24 protein-coding genes are annotated in these 21,675 nt (G+C 67.9%); 6 read left to right on the top strand and 18 right to left on the bottom strand.

The annotated features are described in order from the left end of the window. Positions 1-94: 94 nt before the first annotated feature. Both KHC28_RS23005 and KHC28_RS23000 read right to left on the bottom strand, forming a co-directional pair. Positions 95-835, bottom strand: coding sequence for a response regulator (locus tag KHC28_RS23005; protein WP_214010681.1), 741 nt, complete (start codon positions 833-835; stop codon positions 95-97). A 9-nt stretch (positions 836-844) separates the two neighbouring features. After that, positions 845-1,432 (bottom strand): MarR family winged helix-turn-helix transcriptional regulator, encoded by a 588-nt coding sequence (locus tag KHC28_RS23000; protein ID WP_214010680.1) that lies wholly within the window; start codon positions 1,430-1,432, stop codon positions 845-847. Positions 1,433-1,701: 269 nt separating this feature from the next. Between KHC28_RS23000 and KHC28_RS22995 the strand changes: the two genes are divergently transcribed. Together KHC28_RS22995 and KHC28_RS22990 are read left to right on the top strand one after the other, a co-directional pair. Next, positions 1,702-2,592: a branched-chain amino acid aminotransferase gene (locus KHC28_RS22995; protein ID WP_214010679.1), complete on the top strand. Its 891-nt coding sequence runs from the start codon at positions 1,702-1,704 to the stop codon at positions 2,590-2,592. Between the two features lie 149 nt (positions 2,593-2,741). Next, on the top strand, positions 2,742-3,206 hold the full coding sequence (locus KHC28_RS22990) for an NUDIX hydrolase (RefSeq protein WP_214010678.1): 465 nt from the start codon (positions 2,742-2,744) through the stop codon (positions 3,204-3,206). A gap of 21 nt (positions 3,207-3,227) precedes the next feature. Here KHC28_RS22990 and KHC28_RS22985 read toward each other — a convergent pair whose 3' ends face one another. From KHC28_RS22985 to uvrC, 4 genes are all read right to left on the bottom strand, one after another. Further along, complete coding sequence (locus KHC28_RS22985; protein WP_214010677.1) at positions 3,228-3,728, bottom strand: molybdenum cofactor biosynthesis protein MoaE; 501 nt, start codon at positions 3,726-3,728, stop codon at positions 3,228-3,230. 4 nt (positions 3,729-3,732) lie between these two features. Beyond that, the gene (gene moaD, locus KHC28_RS22980) at positions 3,733-3,984 is read right to left on the bottom strand and encodes a molybdopterin converting factor subunit 1 (protein WP_214010676.1); all 252 of its coding nucleotides are present in this window, start codon (positions 3,982-3,984) and stop codon (positions 3,733-3,735) included. After that, entirely contained in the window at positions 3,981-4,637 is a 657-nt protein-coding gene (gene pgsA / locus KHC28_RS22975) for a CDP-diacylglycerol--glycerol-3-phosphate 3-phosphatidyltransferase (RefSeq protein ID WP_214010675.1), read from the bottom strand. Before pgsA ends, moaD begins: the two co-directional genes overlap by 4 nt. A gap of 114 nt (positions 4,638-4,751) precedes the next feature. Then, positions 4,752-6,947 (bottom strand): excinuclease ABC subunit UvrC, encoded by a 2,196-nt coding sequence (gene uvrC / locus KHC28_RS22970; protein WP_214010674.1) that lies wholly within the window; start codon positions 6,945-6,947, stop codon positions 4,752-4,754. Positions 6,948-7,148: 201 nt separating this feature from the next. Between uvrC and KHC28_RS22965 the strand changes: the two genes are divergently transcribed. After that, a complete protein-coding gene (locus KHC28_RS22965; protein WP_214010673.1) occupies positions 7,149-8,081 on the top strand; it encodes a DMT family transporter in 933 nt (310 codons plus the stop codon). An 18-nt stretch (positions 8,082-8,099) separates the two neighbouring features. Here the strand turns inward: KHC28_RS22965 and KHC28_RS22960 are convergent, their stop codons facing one another. Continuing rightward, a complete protein-coding gene (locus KHC28_RS22960; protein WP_214010672.1) occupies positions 8,100-8,882 on the bottom strand; it encodes an SDR family oxidoreductase in 783 nt (260 codons plus the stop codon). A gap of 294 nt (positions 8,883-9,176) precedes the next feature. On the opposite strand from KHC28_RS22960, the gene KHC28_RS22955 reads away from it, so the two are divergent. Both KHC28_RS22955 and KHC28_RS22950 read left to right on the top strand, forming a co-directional pair. Continuing rightward, the gene (locus tag KHC28_RS22955; RefSeq protein WP_214010671.1) at positions 9,177-9,785 is read left to right on the top strand and encodes an outer membrane protein; all 609 of its coding nucleotides are present in this window, start codon (positions 9,177-9,179) and stop codon (positions 9,783-9,785) included. A gap of 356 nt (positions 9,786-10,141) precedes the next feature. Beyond that, positions 10,142-10,786 carry an outer membrane protein gene (locus KHC28_RS22950; RefSeq protein WP_214010670.1) on the top strand — a complete coding sequence of 215 codons (645 nt, stop codon included), beginning with the start codon at positions 10,142-10,144 and terminating at the stop codon, positions 10,784-10,786. Positions 10,787-10,901: 115 nt separating this feature from the next. Here KHC28_RS22950 and KHC28_RS22945 read toward each other — a convergent pair whose 3' ends face one another. The 11 genes from KHC28_RS22945 to KHC28_RS22895 all read right to left on the bottom strand — a co-directional run bounded on the left by KHC28_RS22945 (position 10,902) and on the right by KHC28_RS22895 (position 18,882). Continuing rightward, positions 10,902-11,504 carry a glutathione S-transferase family protein gene (locus tag KHC28_RS22945; protein ID WP_214010669.1) on the bottom strand — a complete coding sequence of 201 codons (603 nt, stop codon included), beginning with the start codon at positions 11,502-11,504 and terminating at the stop codon, positions 10,902-10,904. Positions 11,505-11,616: 112 nt separating this feature from the next. Then, the gene (locus tag KHC28_RS22940) at positions 11,617-11,832 is read right to left on the bottom strand and encodes a cold-shock protein (RefSeq protein WP_214010668.1); all 216 of its coding nucleotides are present in this window, start codon (positions 11,830-11,832) and stop codon (positions 11,617-11,619) included. Positions 11,833-11,965: 133 nt separating this feature from the next. Further along, a complete protein-coding gene (locus tag KHC28_RS22935; RefSeq protein ID WP_214010667.1) occupies positions 11,966-12,829 on the bottom strand; it encodes a 23S rRNA (adenine(2030)-N(6))-methyltransferase RlmJ in 864 nt (287 codons plus the stop codon). Between the two features lie 14 nt (positions 12,830-12,843). Further along, positions 12,844-13,539, bottom strand: coding sequence for a ribonuclease T2 family protein (locus KHC28_RS22930; RefSeq protein ID WP_214010666.1), 696 nt, complete (start codon positions 13,537-13,539; stop codon positions 12,844-12,846). After that, positions 13,536-14,105, bottom strand: coding sequence for a hypothetical protein (locus KHC28_RS22925; RefSeq protein WP_214010665.1), 570 nt, complete (start codon positions 14,103-14,105; stop codon positions 13,536-13,538). The genes KHC28_RS22930 and KHC28_RS22925 overlap by 4 nt, the downstream gene beginning before the upstream one ends. Positions 14,106-14,218: 113 nt before the next feature. Beyond that, positions 14,219-14,524 (bottom strand): hypothetical protein, encoded by a 306-nt coding sequence (locus KHC28_RS22920; protein ID WP_214010664.1) that lies wholly within the window; start codon positions 14,522-14,524, stop codon positions 14,219-14,221. A 39-nt stretch (positions 14,525-14,563) separates the two neighbouring features. Continuing rightward, complete coding sequence (locus tag KHC28_RS22915) at positions 14,564-14,917, bottom strand: cupin domain-containing protein (RefSeq protein WP_214010663.1); 354 nt, start codon at positions 14,915-14,917, stop codon at positions 14,564-14,566. A 54-nt stretch (positions 14,918-14,971) separates the two neighbouring features. Next, on the bottom strand, positions 14,972-15,478 hold the full coding sequence (locus KHC28_RS22910; RefSeq protein ID WP_214010662.1) for a peptidoglycan-binding domain-containing protein: 507 nt from the start codon (positions 15,476-15,478) through the stop codon (positions 14,972-14,974). A 203-nt stretch (positions 15,479-15,681) separates the two neighbouring features. Next, positions 15,682-17,292, bottom strand: a complete 1,611-nt coding sequence (locus tag KHC28_RS22905; protein ID WP_214010661.1) for a regulator — start codon at positions 17,290-17,292, stop codon at positions 15,682-15,684. A gap of 80 nt (positions 17,293-17,372) precedes the next feature. After that, positions 17,373-18,074 carry a cysteine hydrolase family protein gene (locus KHC28_RS22900; RefSeq protein WP_214010660.1) on the bottom strand — a complete coding sequence of 234 codons (702 nt, stop codon included), beginning with the start codon at positions 18,072-18,074 and terminating at the stop codon, positions 17,373-17,375. 553 nt (positions 18,075-18,627) lie between these two features. Next, complete coding sequence (locus KHC28_RS22895; protein WP_214010659.1) at positions 18,628-18,882, bottom strand: hypothetical protein; 255 nt, start codon at positions 18,880-18,882, stop codon at positions 18,628-18,630. 145 nt (positions 18,883-19,027) lie between these two features. Here KHC28_RS22895 and uvrB point away from each other — a divergent pair, with 145 nt between their 5' ends. After that, positions 19,028-21,625 (top strand): excinuclease ABC subunit UvrB, encoded by a 2,598-nt coding sequence (gene uvrB / locus KHC28_RS22890; protein ID WP_214010658.1) that lies wholly within the window; start codon positions 19,028-19,030, stop codon positions 21,623-21,625. Positions 21,626-21,675: the final 50 nt, after the last annotated feature.

The raw sequence follows: 21,675 nt of genomic DNA, 5'->3' as shown, positions 1-21,675 counted from the left end.
CCGGCGGCGAGGCGCGCATTGTTCGCCCGCAGGCGCGCGCCGAGATCGCGCAGGAAGTGCCGGGCGGCGCCGAGCCGCTGATCGTCGAGCAGGCTCAAGGCGCCACGACCAGCCGGTAGCCGAGGCCGCGCACCGTCTGCAGATAGGCGGGATTGGCCGGGTCGCGCTCGATCTTGCGGCGCAGCCGGTTGACCTGCACGTCGACGGCACGGTCGCCGGCGGAGATGCCCGGCGCCACCAGCGCCTGCCGCGGCACCGTCTCGCCGGGGCGCTCGCCGAGCACGCGCAGCATGTCGCGCTCGCGGTCGGTGAGGCGGACGAGCTCACCGTCGCGGGTCAGCTCGCCGCGCTCCAGATGGAACACGAACGGCCCGAAGCGCAGAGATTCGATGGCCTGCGCCGGCGGGACCGAGGCGCGCTTCAGGATGTTGTTGATGCGCAGCAGCAGCTCGCGCGGCTCGAACGGCTTGGCGAGATAGTCGTCGGCGCCGATCTCCAGCCCCTTGATGCGGTCCTCGGTCTCCGAACGGGCGGTGAGCATGAGGATCGGCACGCCGGATTCGGTGCGCACCAGCCGGGCGAGGTCGAGCCCGCTCATGCCGGGCATCATCACGTCGAGGATCAGCAGGTCGAAGGTGAGGCCGGCGAGGCGGCCGCGGGCGTCGTCCGCCGATTCGGCCGTCGTCACCCGGTAGCCATGCTCGGACAGGAAGCGCGAGAGCAGGTCGCGGATGCGGCGGTCGTCGTCGACGATGAGCAGGTGGACGGCGTCGTCGGCCGGCGTCGCCATGCGCGGACGGGCGGCGGCGGGGGCAGGATTGGCGGCGTCGAGCATCGAGGTCTCCTAGCGGGGCCGGGCGGGCGCCTTGCCGGGCCGCTGCCCGCCGGACAGGGCGGCCTGGTCGGCGCGGGCGATGAGCTTCTCGGCCGCCGCCTGATCTTCGGGATCGATCATGGCGACAAGAAAGCGGCGGACATCCTCGCGCGCGCCCGGCGAGCAGGCGGCGAGCGCCCGCTCGATGCGCTGCGACTGGATGGCGACGAAATCGCGCGCCAGCGTCGCGCCCTTGGGCGTGAGGTAGAGCAGCCGCTGGCGCCGGTCGGAGGAGCCGGCGCGGCTGTCGACGAAGCCGCCGTCGACCAGCTCGCGCAGCACGCGGCCGAGGCTCTGCTTGGTGATGCGCAATATGTCGAGCAGGTCCGTCACCCGCATGCCGGGATGACGGTTGACGAAGTGCAGCACCCGGTGATGCGCCCGTCCGAAGCCGAAGCCCTGCAGCACCTTGTCGGGATCGCTGACGAAGTTGCGATAGGCGAAGAACAGCAGCTCGATCAGGTCGGTCTGGGGGCGCGGCACAGCGGCGCCCGCTGCCGCGGGATCGGGATCCGCCGCATTGGCGTGGGGCGGTTGAGAGACATTTATGTCAGCCATGTTGACTTTTTTCGTTATGATCGTTACCAAGATGCCCTGTCTGACGAAAGGATCGTTCGGGAAGCCCCCGGATCAACCCTGCGTCAGCCAGCGCGTCGGGGTGCCGGATGGCTGTTCCCTCGACGGCGTTCACGATAGATGTACTTGGCCTGCGAAGCAAAATATGCGCTGAAAACACGCACGCGACCGGGTAGGACAGGCTTTAAGGACAAGATGGGCAACGCCGCCGGATCATGGCGGGCGGCGGGCCCCGTTCGGGAGACAATACCATGGCAAGCGAACCCTTCGACAAACGCAGTGGCTGGATCTGGTATGACGGCGCCTTCGTGCCGTGGTCGGATGCCAAGGTCCATGTTCTGACGCACGGCCTGCACTATGGCAGCTGTGTATTCGAGGGCGAGCGCGCCTATGGCGGCGAGATTTTCAAGCTGGACGAGCACACCGTCCGCCTGAAGGAGAGCGCGCGTCTGCTCGACTTCGAGATTCCCTACAGCGAGGCGGAGATCAACGCCGCCTGCCGCGAGATCCTGGTGAAGCAGAACTTGGCCGACGCCTATCTGCGTCCCGTCGCCTGGCGCGGCTCCGACATGATGGGCGTCTCGGCGCAGAACAACCAGATCCACCTCGCCATCGCGGCGTGGGAATGGCCGAGCTATTTCGACCCGGCGGAACGGCTGAAGGGCATCCGCATCGGCATGGCGAAGTATCGCCGTCCCGATCCGCTGACCGCGCCCTCGACCTCGAAGGCGGCCGGCCTCTACATGATCTGCACCATCTCCAAGCACGCCGCCGAGCGCGAGGGCTATGCCGACGCGCTGATGCTCGACTGGCGCGGCCGTGTCGCCGAGTGCACCGGCGCCAACGTCTTCTTCGTGAAGGATGGCGTGATCCACACGCCGGAGGCGGATGCGTTCCTCAACGGCATCACCCGCCAGACGGTGATCGCGCTGGCCAAGAGCCGCGGCATCGAGGTGCAGGAGCGGGCGATCATGCCGGAGGAGCTGTCGAGCTTCGACGAGTGCTTCATCACCGGCACCGCCGCCGAGGTGACGCCGGTGTCGGAGATCGCCGGCACCCACTTCCAGCCCGGCCCGGTGACCAAGACGCTGTTCGACGACTACACCGCCGAGGTGCAGCCGAAGAAGAAGGCCGCCGCGTAAGCAGCGGCCGCAGCTTCCGATCTTCGGACATGAATGAAATGCCGGCCTCGGGGCCGGCATTTTCGTTTTTGTGCGTGGATCCCCAGGCGGCTACAGGCCGGCCGCGTCTCGGACTTGCCGCGCGCGCCGGATTGGCCTAGCCGGGCGGCATGACCATCTGGCGCCCGGTTTCCCATATTCGCGTTCTCGCCATCGGCCTGCACTGGCGGGGCGGACGGCTGCTCGCCGCCGAGGTGCGGGACGATCTCGGCCAGCTGAAGGGCGTGCGCCCGCTCGGCGGCGGGGTCGAGTTCGGCGAGCGCTGCGAGGCCGCCCTCATGCGCGAGTTCCGCGAGGAACTCGGCGTCGCGATCGAGGTGATCGACGGTCCGGCGGTGCTGGAGAACATCTACACCCATCACGGCGCGACCGGGCATGAGGTCGTGTTCGCCTATGAGGTGGACTTCGCCGCCGACGCCTTCGCCGGGCAGGACACCATCGTCTTCCACGAGGACGATGGCAGCCCGGTGGTGGCGCACTGGTACGATCTGGCCGAACTCGACGTCGCCGGCGGGCCGGCACTCTATCCCGAGGGGTTGAAGCGGCAACTGCTCGCCCGCAGGACCGGGCGCTAGGCGTTTACGCGGCGATGCGGGTCAGCGCCAACGCTCCGCCGCGGCGTCGTCCGCCTCCTTGGCGGCGACCCAATTCTTCACCGTCTCGCGCTCTTCCAGCTTCCAGAACGGGGCGCTGGTCTTCAGCCAGTCCATGAGGAACGCGGCGGCTTCGAAGGCGGCGCCGCGATGCGGCGAGGCGGTGACCACCAGCACGATGTTCTCGCCCGGGACCAGGCGGCCGTGGCGGTGGATCACCGTGGCGCCGAGGAGTGGCCAGCGCGCGCGGGCCTCCTCGACGAGGCGGCCGATCTCCTCTTCCGCCATGCCGGGATAATGTTCGAGGGTCAGCGCGACGAGGCGACCTTCGTCCGTCGTGTCGTCGGCGCGGCACAGGCCGGAGAAGGTGACGACCGCGCCGACATCGCGCCGACCGCCCGACAGGGCGGCGATCTCGGCGGCGGTGTCGAAATCCTCGCGCTGGATGCGGACTGAAAAGCGCCCGTCCGCGGGATGATCATCCGGGGAATGCCCGTCCGGCATGGCGTCAGCCTCCGGTCATCGGCGGGAAGAAGGCGATCTCGCGGGCGCCGGCGATGAGCGCGTCCGGCCGGGCATGCCGGCGGTCGATGGCGGCGCGCACCACCTTCGGGTCGCGGAATGCCTCGGCGTAGCCCTCGCCGCGCGCGGCGAGAAAAGCGGCCAGTTCGGCGACGGTGCGCACGCCGCCGGGGGCCTCGACTTCCTCGGCCTCGCGCCCGATGCGCTCGCGCACCCAGGCGAAATAGAGGATCTTCACGCGTCGTCCTCGATCAGGTGGCGGGCGCCGGCCCGGAAATAGTCCCACCCGGTATAAAGTGTGAGCAGCGCCGCGATCCACAAGAGCACGATGCCGGCGAGCGTGGTGCCGGGCAGCAGCGCATCCGCGGCCGGTCCCGCCAGCAGCACGCCGACCGCGACCAGCTGCGTCGCCGTCTTCCACTTGGCGAGGCGGGTGACGGGCACGCTGACCCGCAGCTCGGCGAGGAATTCGCGCAGGCCGGAAACCAGAATCTCGCGGCACAGGATCACCGCCGCCGCCCACAGCGACCAGCCGCGGATGGTGCCGTCCGACGCCATCATCAAGAGCGAGGCGGCGACCAGCAGCTTGTCGGCGATGGGATCGAGCATGCGGCCGATCGCCGATTGCTGCGACCAGATGCGGGCGAGGTAGCCGTCGAAGAAATCGGTGATGGCGGCAGTGACGTAGATGCCGAGCGCGACCCAGCGCAGCCACAGGCCACCGGCGAGGATATCGGCCCAGAACAGGCAGCCGACCAGCAGCGGCACCGCCACGCAGCGTGCATAGGTGAGCAGGTTGGGCAGCGCATAGGTGTGGGCGCGCCTGCGCCGTCCTGTTCCGGCCTGCGCAGGTTCGGTCACCGTATTCCGGGTGGGCGCGACGTCGACCATGGCTTTGTCCGGTTCCTCGCAAGGGACGTAACCACCCCTCGGGCGCACGTCAATCTACTGCAGGCACTTCACGGCAAAGTAACGACCGGCCGTGACGGCTTCGCTGCGGCCGCATCAGTGCGGCCCGGCGTGGAAGAAGTCGTAGACCGCTCGCGCGGTGGCGGCATTGACCCCCGGCACCGCTTCCAGATCGGCGAGCGAGGCGCGCTCGATGGCTTTCAGCGTGCCGAAATGATGCAGCAGCGCGCGCTTGCGGGTCGGGCCGATGCCGGGAATCTCCTGCAGGCCGCCCTGGGCGATGTCCTTCGAGCGACGGGCGCGGTGCGAGCCGATGGCGAAGCGGTGCGCCTCGTCGCGCAGACGCTGCACGAAGTATAGCACGGGATCGCGCGGCTCCAGCCGGAACGGCTCGCGGCCGGCGATGAAGAAGGTCTCGCGGCCGGCGTCGCGGTCCGGCCCCTTGGCGACGCCGACGAGCGGCACGTCGGTGACGCCGAGTTCGGCCAGCGTCTCCGCCGCCGCCTTCAGCTGTCCGGCGCCGCCGTCGATCAGCACGAGGTCCGGCCAGCCCTCCGGGGTCTGGCGCAGGGCCTCGGGGGCTTCGTCGTCGACGAGAGCGACCTCTTTCCCCTCTTCGGTGGGTAGGGGCAGCCCACGCAGCGCGCCGGCGAGGGGGGAGGGCGGCTGGCCGACCGGCGCGGCGTCCCCCTCTCCCTGACCCTCTGCCTCAGGGAGAGGGATGACCGGTTCCGTTCCTCCCACTCCGTCGGGATGGGGGGGCTTGTCGCCGGCCCGCGGCGATTCGCGCAGCAGGCGGGAGAACCGCCGGCTCAGCACCTCGCGCATCATGCCGTAGTCGTCGCCCGGCGTGAGGTCGGTGCTCTTGATGTTGAACTTGCGGTACTGGCTCTTGGCGAAGCCTTCCGGCCCGGCGACGATCATGCCGCCGACCGCGTTCGATCCCATGATGTGGCTGTTGTCGTAGACCTCGATACGCCGGGGCGAGGTCGGCAGGGCGAAGGCGCGGGCGAGTTCGTCGAGCAGCCGCTGCTGGCTGGCGCTCTCGGCGAGCTTGCGGCCCAGCGCCTCGCGGGCGTTCTGCATGGCGTGCTCGACCAGTTCGCGCTTCTCGCCACGCTGCGGCACCGCGATCTCCACCTTATGGCCGCTGCGCTCGGACAGCGCCTCGGCGAGCAGGTCGCTGTCTTCGGCCGCATGGCTGAGCAGGATGAGGCGTGGCGAGGGCTTGTCCTCGTAGAACTGCGCCAGGAAGGCGCCGAGCACCTCGCCCGGTTCCAGCGTGCGGTCGGCGCGCGGATAGAGCGCGTGGTTGCCCCAGTTCTGCCCGGTGCGGAAGAAAAATACCTGCACGCAGGTGGCGCCGCCCTCCTGGTGGATGGCGAACACGTCGGCCTCTTCCACCGAGCGGGGGTTGATGCCCTGCGAGCCCTGCACCGCGGAGAGCGCGGCGATGCGGTCGCGCAGCGCGGCGGCGCGCTCGAACTCCAGTGCCTCGGACGCGGCCTGCATCTCATGGGCGAGCTGGTCCTTCACCGTGCGGCTCTTGCCGGATAGGAAATCACGCGCCTCGCGGACATATTCGGCATAGTCGCCGTGGCTGACCTCGCCGGTGCAGGGGCCGGAACAGCGCTTGATCTGGAACAAGAGGCAGGGGCGAGTGCGCGCCTCGTAATAGCTGTCGGTGCAGGAGCGGACCAGGAACGCCTTTTGCAGCGCGTTGATGGTGCGGTTCACCGCCCAGACCGAGGCGAAGGGGCCGTAATAGTCGCCCGGCTTCGAGCGCGCGCCACGATGCTTGGTGATCTGCGGCGAGACGTGATCGCGGGTGATCAGGATGTAGGGGAACGACTTGTCGTCGCGCAGCAGCACGTTGAAGCGCGGGCGCAGCTGCTTGATGAGGTTCGCCTCGAGCAGCAGCGCCTCGGTCTCGGTGCCGGTCGAGATGAATTCCATCTCGGCGGTGGCGGCGACCATGCGGAAGATGCGGTTGGTCAGCCCGGTCGGGCGGGTATAGGCGACGATGCGCTTCCGGATGCTCTTCGCCTTGCCGACATAGAGCACCGCGCCTTCCGTATCGAGCATGCGGTAGACGCCGGCGCCGGTCGGCGCGTGCTTCACCGCCCGCAGGATCGCCGCACGGCCGGAGGCGAGCGAGCCGGCGCCGGGCGCGGCCTCGTCGGCCTCGTCGAGCAGCAGCAGGGTCTCGTCCTCGACCTCCGCCATCTCGGCATCGTCGATGTCCGGTTCGGGCGTGTCCTTGGCGGTGTCATGGGGAGTGCGGGCGATCATGGGGGCCTAAAATATGGATTCGGATCGGCCACGAACAGGGGGCGAGCTCGGGAAGCTGGCGCCGGGCCGCCACGACAGCACTCTTCCCGGTGGACAGGCGAGAGGCGCGACCCTCGCCGCGCAAGAAAGCGGCTGTGGCGGGGCTGCCATGCGCAATTTCTTGGCTGTGCCGCTCGCGCAATCGGAGTAAGGGGAGCCATCATGTCCTCCGTCTCCGAAGTCTCCGCGAAACCCGTCGTTCCGCTCGCCGGCTATGCCTATGGCGCGGCGGGAGCCATCCTGTTCGCCTCCAAGGGCATCATCATCAAGCTCGCCTATGGCGAGGGCGTGGACCCGGAGACGCTGCTGGCGCTGCGCATGGCGTTTTCGCTGCCGTTCTACCTGGTGATCGGCGCCATCGCGCTGAAGGCCATGCAGCGGCGCGGCGAAGCGATGCCGAGCCTGCGGATCCTCGCGCAGTCGGCCGGCGTCGGCGCGCTCGGCTACTGGTTCTCCAGCTATGTCGACTTCCTCGGGCTGCAATATATCTCGGCTTCGTTCGAGCGGCTGATCCTGTTCACCTACCCGCTGTTCGTCGTGCTGTTCGGCGCGCTGCTGTTCGGCCAGCCGATCCGGCTCAAGGCGCTGTGGACGTTCCTCATCGCCTATGGCGGCCTGGCGCTGATCTTCATGGAAGGGCTGGCGACGGTCGGCACCGACGTGGCGCGCGGCGCGATGTTCGTCGGCATGGCGGCGGTCAGCTTCGCGCTCTACCAGCTGCTGGCCCGCAAGCTCCTGAACAGCATCGGCTCGGCCCTGTTCACCTGCGTGGCGATGATCTCGGCCTCGGTAATGGCGCTCGGCCAGTTCGCGCTGGTCCGCCCGCTGGCGGGGCTGATGGTGTCGCCGCGCGTGCTGATGCTGTCGGTGCTGATCGCCATCGGCGCCACGGTGGTGCCGACTTTCCTGATGAACGCGGCGCTGAAGCGCATCTCGGCGCAGGCCAATTCGATGATCTCCACCGTTAGCCCGGTGGCGACCATGGTGCTCGCCTTCTTCGTGCTCGGCGAAACCGCCAGCCCGCTGGAATTCGCCGGCGCGGTGCTGGTGATGGCGAGCGTCGGCTGGTTCACTCTCAGCGACCGGCGAGGCTAGGCGGTCCGGGGCGGCCCGCTAGTCGGGCACCTCGGTATCCGGCGTCCGCCAGGCGAGATGCTGGCCGCCATCGACGGTGAGCATCTGGCCGGTGACGCTTTCCGTCCGCGCCAGGAACAGCACCGTCTCGGCGATCTCCTCCGGGCGGGGGCCGCGGCCGAGCGGCACCGCCGCGCCCTGTCGGGCGAAGTCCTCGGCGCTCTGGCGGCTATTGGCGAGGGTCGGCCCCGGCGCCACCGCATTGACCCGCACGCGCGGGGCAAGGCTTTGGGCGAGCAGGCGCGTCGCCGCCCATAGCCCCTGCTTGGTCAGGCTGTAGGACAGATAATGCGGAGTCGGCTTTAGCACCCGCTGGTCGATGAGGTTGACCACCGCGCCGCCCGTGTCCGCCGGCAATTGTGCCGCGAGCGCCTCGGCGAGGAAGACCGGGGCGCGCAGATTGACGGCGAAATGCCGGTCCCACAGCGCCGGGGCCAGCGAGCCGACCTCGTCAGGGTGAAACTCCGAGGCGTTGTTCACCAATAGGCGAACCGTGCCGAAGCGGGCGCAGGCGGGCAGCAGCCCGGCGACCGCTTCGGCATCGGCGAGTTCGGCATGCAGCAGATGGGCGCGGGCGCCGCGCGCCTCAATCTCGGTTCGGACTGTGTCGGCTTCCGGCCCGGGGCGGCGGGTGTGGACGACGAGATCGTAACCCGTCGCGGCGAGGGCGAGGGAAATGGCGCGGCCGATACGGACCGCGCCGCCGGTAACGAGGGCGAGCGGTCGCTCGGCAGCAGATGAAAGCGGTGCGGGAGAGGTCATGTCTCTTCATGAACTGGAGGAAGGTCTGTGTCCAACCCGGCGAACACCGCGGGTCACCGTTCGAAAGGCCCAGTGTCAACGGATCGTTAACCATGATCGACGTGGCGGGAAAGGAAATGCGCTAGCGTTTCCATGGATATTCGCCACATTTACATCATTATCACTTGTATACGCATTGTTAATGATAATATCAGGTTACGAAATGCCATAAGACTTTGCTCATAATCTTATGGGACCGTCGACCCTATCGAATTGAACCCGGGTGCCCTGTGCCCGGATGACTGGGAGACGATCATGAAAGCAGTTCTCGCGGGCCTGGCCCTTGCAGCGGCGATCGCCGTGCCGGCCTCCGCCGCCGACCTCGCCTATCGCGCGCCGGCGGCCTATGCCCCGCCGGTGCCGGTGTTCACCTGGACCGGCTTCTATATCGGCGCCAATGCCGGCTATGGCTGGGGCTCGGCGGATTTCTCCGACGACACCGACGGTTTCCTCGGCGGCATCCAGGCCGGCTATAACTGGCAGTTTGCCGGCAGCCCGCTGGTCGTCGGCATCGAGACCGACATCCAGGCCACCAATATCGAGAGCCCGACCTTCTCTCTCGACTATTTCGGCACGGTGCGCGCCCGCCTCGGCTTCGCGGTCGACCAGTTCCTGATCTACGGCACCGGCGGCTTTGCCTATGGCCGTGGCGATTACGAGCTGGCCGGCCTCACCAACAAGCAGACCAACACCGGCTGGACGATCGGCGCGGGCGGCGAATACGCCTTCTCGCCGAACTGGAGCGTGAAGGCCGAATATCTCTATGTCGACCTCGGCACCGAGACCTACGCCACCGTCGTCGGCCCGCTCGATGTCGGCACCACCGCCAACATCCTGCGCCTGGGCGTGAACTACAAGTTCTGATCCGGCGCACCGGGCTTCCGGTGTCCGATCCTATGCGCGGCGGTCCCATCCCGGGGCCGCCGTTTGCGTTCGCCGCCCGCAGCGGTCGTTTTTGTTGCATTTTTGCTACGCCGCAGATCAATCGCTGCGCAATCGTGGCGGAAATGTAGCTGGGCTTGCCCACGCGCTGGGCCAGCCGCCGCCTCCCGAAATTCAATATTCGTATGGGTTCGAGAGGCATTCACCCTCATCGCCGCAGCAACCGGGTACCGTGCTGTTTCGGTTTTCGCCGCATTCTGGCCCTCGACCTGACAAGCTGCGCTTCTATCTCACCATCAACTGCGTTGTGTTCAGCAGTTTTGCTCGGAGAGTACATTATGAAGAAGATCCTAACCTCGGGCGTTGCCCTCGCCGCCCTCCTGGTCGCGGCCCCGGCCTTCGCTGCCGACATGGCGCAGCCCTACCCGACGAAGGCTCCGGTCGTCGCTCCCGTCCCGGTGTTCTCGTGGACCGGCTTCTATCTCGGCGGCAACACCGGCTACGCCTGGGGCGGCAGCAATGGCGACATCGACAACCTCGGCATCGATCCGTCGGGTTGGTTCGGTGGCGGCCAGATCGGCTTCAACTACCAGCTCGGCAACAACGTCGTGATCGGTATCGAGACCGACCTGCAGGGCGGTAGCATCAAGGACAGCGCTTACGGCTACGAGTCCAAGATGGACTACTTCGGCACCGTGCGCGCTCGCGTCGGCTATGCCTTCGACACCGTGCTGCCCTACGTGACCGGCGGTTTCGCCTATGGCAAGACCAAGATCACCGACCAGGTGCTGAACTGGAGCGAGAGCTCGACCCAGACCGGCTGGACCATCGGCGCCGGCGTGGAATACGCCTTCCTGCCGAACTGGACCGTCAAGGCCGAATATCTCTATGTCGACCTCGGCGACGACTACTACGACAACATCGGCGCGACCGCGGGTACCAACCTGAACATCGCCCGCGTCGGTCTGAACTACAAGTTCTGATCGCGGCCGGCGCCTACGGGCGCCAGCCACGCATGATCAAGGCCCCGGAAGCGATTCCGGGGCCTTTTTCATGCACATTCGCTGCTGGGCACTGCCGGTGGCGGCGCCGCCTGTCTCAGGCGCGGGTTGCCTCGAAAGCGGGCACGCGCGCGGCGAAGGCGTCGAGCCAGTCGACCAGGGCGGGATGATCGGCCCGCCAGGACCCGTGGAAGCGCAGGTCGAGATAGCCGAGCGCGCAGGCGGTGGCGATCTCGGCGACGTCGGTGCCCGAAGCGGTGGCCGCCGGGGCCGGCGGGCTCGCCTCAAGCACCTTCAGGGCGCGCGCCACCTTGCCGGCCTGGTTGTCGATCCAGGCTGGGCTGCGCAGCTCCTCGGCGCGGAAGCGCGCCTCGTAGACCTGCAGCAATGCCGCATCCATCAGGCCGTCCGCCAGCGCCTGGCCGACCAGCGCGGCGATGCGGGCCGCTCCGGGGGCAGGGAGGATGACGCCGCCGCCGGCCTGTCCGTCGAGATATTCCAGGATCACCGGCGAATCGTAGATCGGCGCGCCGCCCTCCGGCAGCAGCACCGGGATCTTGCCGAGCGGGTTCTGCTGGCGCACGGAATCGGCCGGATTGGTGGTGTCGGCCCATTCGATGTCGAGATGGACCCCGCACAGAACGGCGCCGATCTTGACCTTGCGGCCGAAGGGGGAGGGTTTGGACGAGCGGAGGATCATCGCGGGCAACGGGCCTTCGGGGCATGCGACAACCCTCGCCGGCCCTTGCGGGGCCGGACGAGCGTCGCGGCATCCGGCGACGGCGCCATGCCGCCGCTTCGGCGAAGACCTATCAGTCGAGGGCCTGCAGGTCGATGGCCTTGGGGCCCTTGCCGCGCTTGTCGGGCTCGACCTCGAAGCTGACGCGCTGGCCCTCGGCGAGCGCTCCCAGGCCCGAACGGGTGACCGCCGAGACATGCACGAACACATCGCGCCCGCCGTCGTCCGGGCGAATGAAGCCGTAGCCCTTTTCCGTGTTGAAGAATTTGACGGTTCCCGTCATCGCCATCGTGCCTGCTCCTTGCCTCCGCCGGCATTGCTCACCTGCCGCCGGGTCTTACGCATGAACAGGCTAAAGCAAGACCGATGCCGCGATCCGGCGGGGCGGGAAAGCCGGTGTGGACCACGCCGGACGGAGCGGCTCAGCGCTCGGGAATGAGCCAGCCGACGCGGGCGCGGCCGACGCCGTCGCTCGCCATCACCGGCGCCAGCGCGGCGAGCACGGCGCGGATTTCATCGGCGAGGGTGAAGGGTGGATTGACCACGATCAGCCCGCAGCCGGACAGCACGCCGGCCTGACGCACGGCGCGGGTGTCGAATTCGATGCGCAGCGTCTTGGGGATGCCGGCGCGGGCGATTTCGCGCTGGAAGGCGTCGACCGCCCGCACATCCTTGATCGGGTACCACAGTGCGTAGATGCCGGTCGCCCAGCGCTTGTGCGCCTCCGCGAGGGTGGCGGCGAGGCGCTGGAACTCGCCGGCCTCCTCGAAGGGCGGATCGACGAGCACCAGGCCGCGCCGCTCCTTCGGCGGCAGATAGGCGGCGAGCGCCTGCCAGCCGTCGGTCGGCAGCACCTTCGCGCGATGGTCGCGCACCACGTCGTCGAGCGCGGCGCGCACGCCCGGCTCGGTCTCGCAGAACAGCAGACGGTCCTGCGGGCGGGAGAGGGCGAGCGCGACCAGCGGCGAACCGGGATAGTGGCGCAGCGCCGCCGGATCCGCGTCGAGGCCGGGATTGAGGTCGGCGATGATCTGCCGCCAGGGGGCGAGCAGCGCCTCCACCTCCGGCCGGAACCGCGCGCGCAGCACCGCGCCGACGCCGTTCTGCCACTCGCCGGTGCGCTGCGCCTCGTCGCCGGCGAGGTCGTAGAGCCCGGCGCCGGCATGGGTGTCGAGCACGCGGAAGGCGGCATCCTTCTGGCCGAGATAGGCGAGGATGCGCGCCAGCACGACATGCTTGACGACATCGGCGAAATTGCCGGCGTGGAAGGCGTGACGATAGTTCATCGGGGTGGTCCGGTTCAGCCGCCGCGCATCGGCGGCATCACCACCCGCGGTGTGCGGCAGGCGCGTTTGTCGACCTCGGCGCAGGAAGTAAAGCCGAGCGACTTGTTAAGGCAGATGCGCACCTCGCGCAGCCTGCGGGAATCGCAGGTGACGGCGATCATGCCGGTGTCGAGGCCGGGATTGGCGGCGAGAAACGCCGCCTCGACCTCATCCGGCGACACCATCTTGTAGTCGTCGAGTTGCCGGTAGTCCGGCGGAATGGTCACGGCCGCATAGGCCTTGCGCACCGTGTCGAAATAGGCGGTCGCGTCGAGGCCGGCGCAGGTACCGTGCTTGCGCCATTCATGGATCACCAGCCGGCGGCTCGGCATCAGGTCGAGCATGGAACGCACCACGGGCTCGGGCACGAAGGGCGCCGGCTTCTGGCAGTCCTCCGGCCAGCCGGACACGTTCTGCGGCCACAGGCCATGCACCACGAAGGCGAAGGGGCGGCCTATCCGGCACTGGGCGGGGTCGGCCTTGCTGCCGGCGCTTTCGCAATAGGTCGGCGACCAGGAGAGCGACAGCACGTAGTGGTCGAACTGTCCGGGCGTGGCGGCGCGCTGCGCGGCCGCCGGCGTCGTGGCGCCGGTCAGCAGAAGCGCAGAGAGCGCCGTCGCGGACAAGACCAGGGCGGCACGGGCAAGCCGCGCCGCCGCGCGCAGGCTCACGGCAGCGCCATCCGGCAGTTCGGCGCGTAGGTCCAGGAGCGGTCGAAGCCCTGCACGCACCACTCGACGCCCCAGGAGAAGCCGATAAAGCCGCCATCCTCGATGATCGAGTAATAGACCGTGTGGCGGGTGGCGCCGGCCGGCACGGCCTTCACCGCACCCACCTTGCCGCCGGCATACTGGCCACCGGCATAGACATGGCCGGCGGTCGCCGGGGCGCCGGAGACGAAGGCTTCCGCCGCGCAGTAGCGGCGCGGCTGGTATTCCGGCCCCCAGGGTCGGAAGGCGACTTCGTGGATCTTCTCGAAGCTGTCGATGGTGGCCTTCGAGTCCCAGTAGGTGCTCTGGGTTTCCGCGAAATGCTTCTGGATGCGCGACAGCGCCTCCGGCGTGTCGCAGGCCGGCACATTGCCGCTGTAGTTCGGGCCGGAAAGCCAGAAGTTCTTCTCGAGGAAGCTGGCGGCCTGGCCGGCGCCGGCAGAGGCGACGCACAGGGCTGCTCCCGCCAGCAACCCTATTGCGCGGCGCGCCACGACGCCCACCTTCCGGCTACGATCCTTGACCATGTCAACTCTCTCCAATGCGTTGACGCGACGATGCATCCCGTCCCGATACCGGTCAAGGACGGGCATGCAACACATCGGGCAAAATCCACTCGCGGATACCGTGACCCGACCGTTCACCGAAGCGGTGGCAGATGGGTGGCGACGCGCAGGGCCGATGGGCGGGTGGAGACGGCACAGGGCTCGTCGAGGAAGATCCAGCTCGCCACGTTCTGGTCCATGCCGCACACGGCGGTGCGCGGGCCGGTGGAGCCGGAAAGGCAGACGCGCGCGCCGTGCTGGTAGTCGCGCCCGCCGGCGCGGCATTTGCAGTCGGCCACCGCGCTGCCGCCAGCGGCCAGCAGCAGGGCGAACGTCGCGGTGCCGTTCCGGACGGCGCGGGCGGTGAGCTTGGAGGCAGCAGGGATGCGGGCATGCAACATGTGGGCACCCTCCCTTTTCGGCGCGAGGCGCGCCACCGCTCAGATGAGGCGGATCACATAGAGCTTACGCGTTGTCTCCACGACTTCCCACACGCCCTTGAAGCCGGGGCGCAGCACGAAGCTGTCGCCGGCGACGAGGCGGACCGGCTCCTTGCCGTCCTCGTGCAGGATCGAGATGCCTTCGAGCAGGGAGCAGAATTCCCACTCCTCATAATCGACACGCCAGGAGCCCGGCGTCGATTCCCAGACGCCAGCGAACAGCGCGCCATCGGGCAGGGTCTCGAGGTTCCAGGTGCGGTGGCGCGGGTCGCCGTCGACGAGGCGCTCGGGCAGCGGCGCGGTCTCTTCCGGCACGCCGAGATCGGCAAGGTTGAAGGGCAGAAGGAACGACATCGGCAATCCGTGATGGGTAAGCCGCGCGCCACCATCGGCGCGCGGCTTCCGATCCTAGCTGAAGAAGCCCTTGATCGTCGCCCAGATGCTTTTGGCCGGAGCCTCGGCGGCGGCGGACGCCTCCACCGGCGCGGCGTCCTGCGGCGCGATCTGCGACTTGGAGACCACGTCGGGGGTGATCTGGGCGAACAGGCCGAGCTTGGCCAGCGTGGCCGGCCCGGCGAAGCCGTCGGAATCGAGGCCGTTCTTGGCCTGATATTCCTCGACCGCCTTCTTGGTGCCGGCGCCGAACTTGCCGTCGGCCCCGACGCCGAGCGCCGCCTGCAGCTTCTTGACGGTGTCGCCGGAGGTGCCGACCTTCAAGAGGATGAGCTCATAGAGGCCGAGCGTCGCGAAGGTGTCCGGGCCGGCGATGCCGTCGGCGGCCAGGCCGTGTTCCTTCTGGTAGGCCTTCAGAGCTTCCTCCGTCTTGGGTCCGAACTGTCCGTCCGCAGGTAGTCCCAGCTTCTCCTGCAGGATTTTGACCGGCGTACCGGCAAGGCCCTTTTTCAAGATCGACATGGCTCGGTCCTCCTTCTCCGGACGTCCGGCATTCCGCCCATGCATCGGCGTCCACACGGCCCCCGGGCGGGACTTTACGGTATGATTCATGACGGCCAATGCAAAAACGTCGGGCGCGCGACCGAAATCGCACGCCCGACGCTTCCCGTCTCCGATACCGTCGGCGATCCGCCCCCCGCCTCCGGTGCGGGACGGAAGCCGGTCTATTCGGCCGGCGCCGGCTCGGCCTCGATCGCGGCCGGCGGCAGGGCTTCCACCTCGGCATAGCGGGCGCAGACCATGAGGAAGCCCGCCACCACCACATAGGCCAGCGACACGCCGGGGGTGACGGCGATGCCGACCGTCTCGCCATGCATGAAGCCGAAGAAGGTCAGCACCGCGCCGGCAAGGGCGAAGGCGGCGGCTTGGGTGAACTTGCGGTCGATGACGAAGACGCCGATGGCGCCGAGCACCAGGCCGACCAGGATGGCGCCGCCGCCCATGACCTCCAGGCCGTGATAGAGCACGCCGATGCTGGCCATCTTGTCGACGCCGATGGCGTGGGCGGAGCTGCCGGCGAGAACCAGCGAGTTGTCGATCAGCAGCTTTGCCCAGGCGGCGAGATGCGGCGTCAGCGCCAGGATCACCGCCGGCGCGTGGCGGGCCGGCGTGGTCTGGAACGCCTGCGCGCCGATCAGCATGCCGATGTAGAGCAGGATCGGCGAGATGGCGACGACCGGGATCAGCGCCAGCAGCAGGGCGATGATGCCGAACCAGGACAGCACGATCACCATCAGCCCGGTGGCGGCGGAATAGCCGATGCGTCCGCCCATCGACTTCCAGCCGGGATGGCCGATGTAGACGGCGTTGATGAAGGGGTTGCCCATCAGGCAGCCGATGAGGCTGATCACGCCGTCGGCGGTGAGCACGCGGGTGGTGGGGTAGTGGTCGCCGGCCGCCTCGGCGCTCTCCACATTGTCCATCGCCTCGACGAGGTCGTAGATGCCGAAGGGGATGGCGGTGACGAGGATGACGCCGAGATAGTTGAAGCCGTGGAACACGTGGTCGAAGGCTGGCAGCGGGATCGAGAAGCCGAAATTGGCGAAGGCGTCGCCGACCTTGGCGACGCTCATGCCTCCATAGTTGAGGCCGAACAGGTTCGACCCCCAGGCGATGATCATGCCCACCGCGATCGCGACGAGGCCGGCGGGAATGCCCTTGGGGTACTTCACGCCGCCGAACCAGCTGACCATGATGATGGCGAAGCAGGTCAGCCCGATCACCGGGGTCATGAAGATCTCGAAGGCCGGGCGCATCGAGATGAATGCCACCGAGACGCCGGCCAGCGTGCCGAGCAGCGCCGCGCGCGGGGTGATCTTGCGGATATAGGGCGCGACGAAGCCGCCGATCATCAGGATGAAGCTCTGGAAGAACACCCAGACCAGGCCGGCTTCCCAGCCCTGCACCGGGTCGCCCGAGGCGGCGCCGATCGGCAGCATGATGACGAAGACGACGACGAACATGTGCGGCACCGAGATGCCCGAGGGCAGGGCGCAGACATCGTCGCGGCCGGTCTTCTTGGCGAGCTGGTAGCCGAGATAGGCATAGTAGGCGGTGGACAGGAACATCATCAGCCCGACCGCGGGCAGGATGCGGCCGAACACGATCTCGGACGGCATCTTCAGCACGAACTGCAACAGGCCGGTCAGCACCAGCATGTTGACCAGGATGTTGGTGCCGAAGCCGAACAGGGCGTTCCAGTCGCCCTTGGTCCAAAGGGTCGGCCGCATGCCGGTGCGCATGGGCGAAAGTGGGGACATCGACGTCGCAGACATGCTCGGGGCTCCTCGAAGGGGCGTGGCGGAGAGGCGCATGCGCAGGCTGGGGCCGGCCGGGCCGGCGGAAGGCACGGGGATCAGGCGGCCGCGGCGGAGCTTCCGGCGGCTTCGGTGCCGAGCGCGGCGATGAAGGCGGTTGAGTCCGACACCCAGCCGAAAATGCCGCCCTGGGCCTTGATCATCTCGAGGCCGACACGGTGGAACTCGGGGAAGTAGGAGGCGCAGCAATCCGCCAGCGCGACGCAGCGATAGCCACGGTCATTGCCCTCGCGGATGGTGGTGTGGACGCAGACCTCGGTGGTGACGCCGCAGACCAGCAGCGTGTCGATGCCGCGGTTCTTGAGCATGAGCTCGAGGTCGGTCTGGTAGAAGGCGCCCTTGCCGGGCTTGTCGAGCACGGGCTCACCTTCCGCAGGGTACAGCTCGGCGATAATGTCGTGGCCGGCCTCGCCGCGGATCAGGATGCGGCCCATCGGGCCGGCGCAGCCGATGCGGGCGGTGGGCTCGCCACGCTCCACCTTGGCGGGCGGAGCGTCGGCCATGTCCGGGCGGTGCCCCTCGCGGGTGTGGATCACCAGCATGCCGGCGGCGCGGGCGGCGGCGAGGGCGTTCTTGCAGGGGCCGACAGCGGCCTGCAGGAGCGAAACGTCGTTGCCCAGCGTCTCGCCGAAGCCGCCGGGTTCGAGAAAGTCACGCTGCATGTCGATGATGACCAGCGCGGTGCGGGCGGGATTGAAGGGTAGCGGCGTCGGTTCGGCAGCGAGCGTCGGGATGGGCATGGGCGGCTCCGGATGAAACTGGCCATCGTGCATACAAGCTTGTATGCATATGGCGTGCCAATGCCTATTATTTATGCGAAAATAATGTATGGCGTTGATTTCCCTTATTGCGCGGCGTCGAGGTGGTCGCGAGCGATTGCCGCCCATGCACGCAAGCCGGGCGTTTTCGGGCGTTTCTGTTCAGACGTTGATCACTGAAGTGAGCCGTTTCGGGCTTTCCGCCGGCGTCGTCGCCGTGTGGTACGGGCCACGCCCATGGCTGCGTTGGCGCCGCTACTTGGTGGCGGGGTCGCTGCCGGAAGATCGGGGTGTGCGAACCTGCCGGGCCGGCTTTGCGTCGGCGTGGAATGGGCGTGGGCATTGAAGCCGTGACGTACCGGTGGGGCGATCTGCGCGAGTTGGCCAGGGTAGGTCGCTGCGGCGTGAGGACGAATGAGTGCTGTGCGCCGGAGAGAGAGCGCCGGCGCACAGCCTTGCAGGCGATTTTATCGGCAGGCTGGCGGCGCGTGGAAAGTCTTCGCCTCGTGGGTGAAGGATGGGCGCCGGGGATGGATCAGGGGCAGAGCTGTGCGGAAACCTGGTCGCCGACCTTGATCAGGCCGGTGAGCACTCCGGCCGCGATCGGCCCGCCCCCCGGGATGAAGGTGATCAGTCCGGCGATGAATTCCAGGATCGGCTTGGCCTTCGGCCAGATCTTGCAGAACTCGGTCGCCGGGTTGGCACCGCCCAAAGGCTGCGCGTCACCCGGCGATTTCTCCGCGACACCGGCGAAGATGTCCGCGGCAATGCTGTTGGCGTCGATCGTCATGGGACCCCCCAAGGTTGCGATAACGATCGATATGCAACCTTAAGTTAGATGGGCGTGCAAGTGCAATCTTGACGCGGTGTTGCCATGTGACCTTCTCGTATCGACCCCCGTTGGAAGTTGTCCTGAACCGCCCCATATTGGCGCCATGGCCAAAGCTTCTCGTCCCGGCGGATTCGGTGAGCGCTCCCAGCGTGCTTTCGAGCCCGCGCAATCCGCCACGCTTGATCCCGCGCTCGCCGAGAAACTCGGCGTGGCGCCGACCTCGGGCGCCTCCGCCACCGTCGCCGCGTTGTCGGCACTGATCGAGACCGGGCGCCCGGAAGTCGACGGACAGTTGTGGGTGCCCCACCGGCCGCCGCGGCCGGAAAAGTCGGAAGGCGGCGTAAAGTTCGTCATCAAGTCCGACTACACGCCCAATGGCGACCAGCCGCAGGCGATCGCCGAGCTGGTGGATGCCGCCAATCAGGGCGAGCGCGACCAGGTGCTGCTCGGCGTCACCGGCTCGGGCAAGACCTTCACCATGGCCAACGTGATCGAGCGTGTGCAGCGGCCGGCGCTGGTGCTCGCCCCGAACAAGACGCTGGCGGCGCAGCTCTATGGCGAGTTCAAGAGCTTCTTCCCCGACAATGCGGTGGAGTATTTCGTCTCCTATTACGACTACTACCAGCCGGAAGCCTATGTGCCGCGCACCGACACCTTCATCGAGAAGGAATCGTCGATCAACGAGCAGATCGACCGCATGCGCCACTCGGCCACCCGGTCGCTGCTGGAGCGCGACGACGTCATCATCGTCGCCTCGGTGTCCTGCATCTACGGCATCGGCTCGGTCGAGACCTATGCCTCGATGACCTTCAAGATCGCGGTCGGTGACCGCATCGACCAGCGCGGTATCCTCGCCGACCTGGTGGCGCTTCAGTACAAGCGCATCCAGAGCGATTTCGCCCGCGGCACCTTCCGGGTGCGCGGCGACGTCATCGAGATCTTCCCGGCGCATTACGAGGACCGCGCGTGGCGGGTGTCGCTGTTCGGCGACGAGGTGGAGAGCATCCAGGAGTTCGACCCGCTCACCGGCAACAAGTCGCAGGACCTGAAATTCGTGAAGGTCTATGCGAACTCGCACTATGTGACGCCGCGCCCGACGCTGATCCAGGCGATACAGGGCATCAAGGCCGAGCTGAAGATGCGGCTCGACGAGCTCAACGCCATGGGCCGCTATCTGGAAGCGCAGCGGCTGGAGCAGCGCTGCACCTTCGACCTTGAAATGATGGAGGCGACCGGCTCCTGCGCCGGCATCGAGAACTATTCCCGCTGGCTCACCGGCCGCCGCCCCGGCGAGCCGCCGCCGACGCTGTTCGAATATGTGCCCGACAACGCGCTGATCTTCTGCGATGAAAGCCATGTGACCATTCCGCAGATCGGCGCCATGTATCGCGGCGACTTCCGCCGCAAGGCGACGCTGGCGGAATATGGCTTCCGCCTGCCGAGCTGCATGGACAACAGGCCGCTGCGCTTCGAGGAATGGGAGGCGATGCGGCCGCAGACCGTGCATGTCTCCGCCACCCCCGGCCCGTGGGAGATGGAGCGCACGGGCGGCGTGTTCGTCGAGCAGGTGATCCGTCCGACCGGCCTTGTCGATCCGCCGGTCGAGGTGCGCCCGGCCCGTACGCAGGTCGACGACCTGCTCGGCGAGGTGCGGCAGGTGAGTGCCAAGGGCTACCGCACGCTGGTGACCACGCTCACCAAGCGTATGGCCGAGGATCTCACCGAATATCTGCACGAGAACGGCATCCGCGTGCGCTACATGCATTCGGACATCGACACCATCGAACGCATCGAGATCCTGCGCGACCTCCGGCTCGGCGCCTTCGACGTGCTGATCGGCATCAACCTGCTGCGTGAGGGCCTCGACATCCCGGAATGCGGGCTGGTCGCCATTCTCGACGCCGACAAGGAAGGCTTCCTGCGCTCGGAGACCTCGCTGATCCAGACCATCGGCCGCGCCGCGCGAAACGTCGACGGCCGGGTGGTGCTCTATGCCGACAACATCACCGGCTCGATGGAACGGGCGATGGCGGAGACCGAGCGCCGCCGCACCAAGCAGGTGGCGTGGAATGTCGAGCACGGTATCACGCCGGAAAGCGTGAAGAAGGCGATCGGCGACATCCTAAACAGCGTCTATGAGCGAGACCACGTCACGGTGGATTCCGGTCTCGCCGAGGCGCCGGCGGCCTATGGCAACAACCTCGCCGCGGTGATCGCCGATCTCGAGAAGCGCATGCGCGCGGCGGCCGCCGATCTCGATTTCGAGCAGGCGGCGCGGCTGCGCGACGAGATCAAGCGGCTGCAGGCCACCGAGCTGGCGATATCCGACGATCCGCTGGCGCGGCAGGACGCCATCGACGACCGCACCGGCGGCTATCGCGGCGAGCGCAAATATGGCCGCGCCGCCAATCTGCCGGAGACGAAGGGCAAGGGCGGGAAAGCGGGCGGCAAGGGCGGTTCTCGCTCCTCGCCGGGGCACGTCTCCTCCGGCCATCAGGCGCGGGCGGACGAGGCACAGGCGGGCTATGATGCCGGCAATCCTCCGCCGAGTTCGCGAGTGGTCCGGCCCTCGCTCGACGATATGGGGCCGGGCACCGACCGCACCGAGCCGCTAAGCGCCAGCGACTGGACCCGCCCGGAGCGTCCGGACCCGATGACCAAGGGCTATCGCAAGGGCGGACGACGCGCGCCGAAGCGTTGACGGTGGCGGGGTATTGACAGCCATGCTGAGCTCGCCTTCCTTAAGGGGAG

It is taken from the genome of Ancylobacter sonchi (assembly GCF_018390695.1).
In the GTDB taxonomy this organism is placed as follows: Bacteria; Pseudomonadota; Alphaproteobacteria; order Rhizobiales; family Xanthobacteraceae; genus Ancylobacter; species Ancylobacter sonchi.
This window is presented reverse-complemented; position numbering and strand designations above follow the sequence as displayed.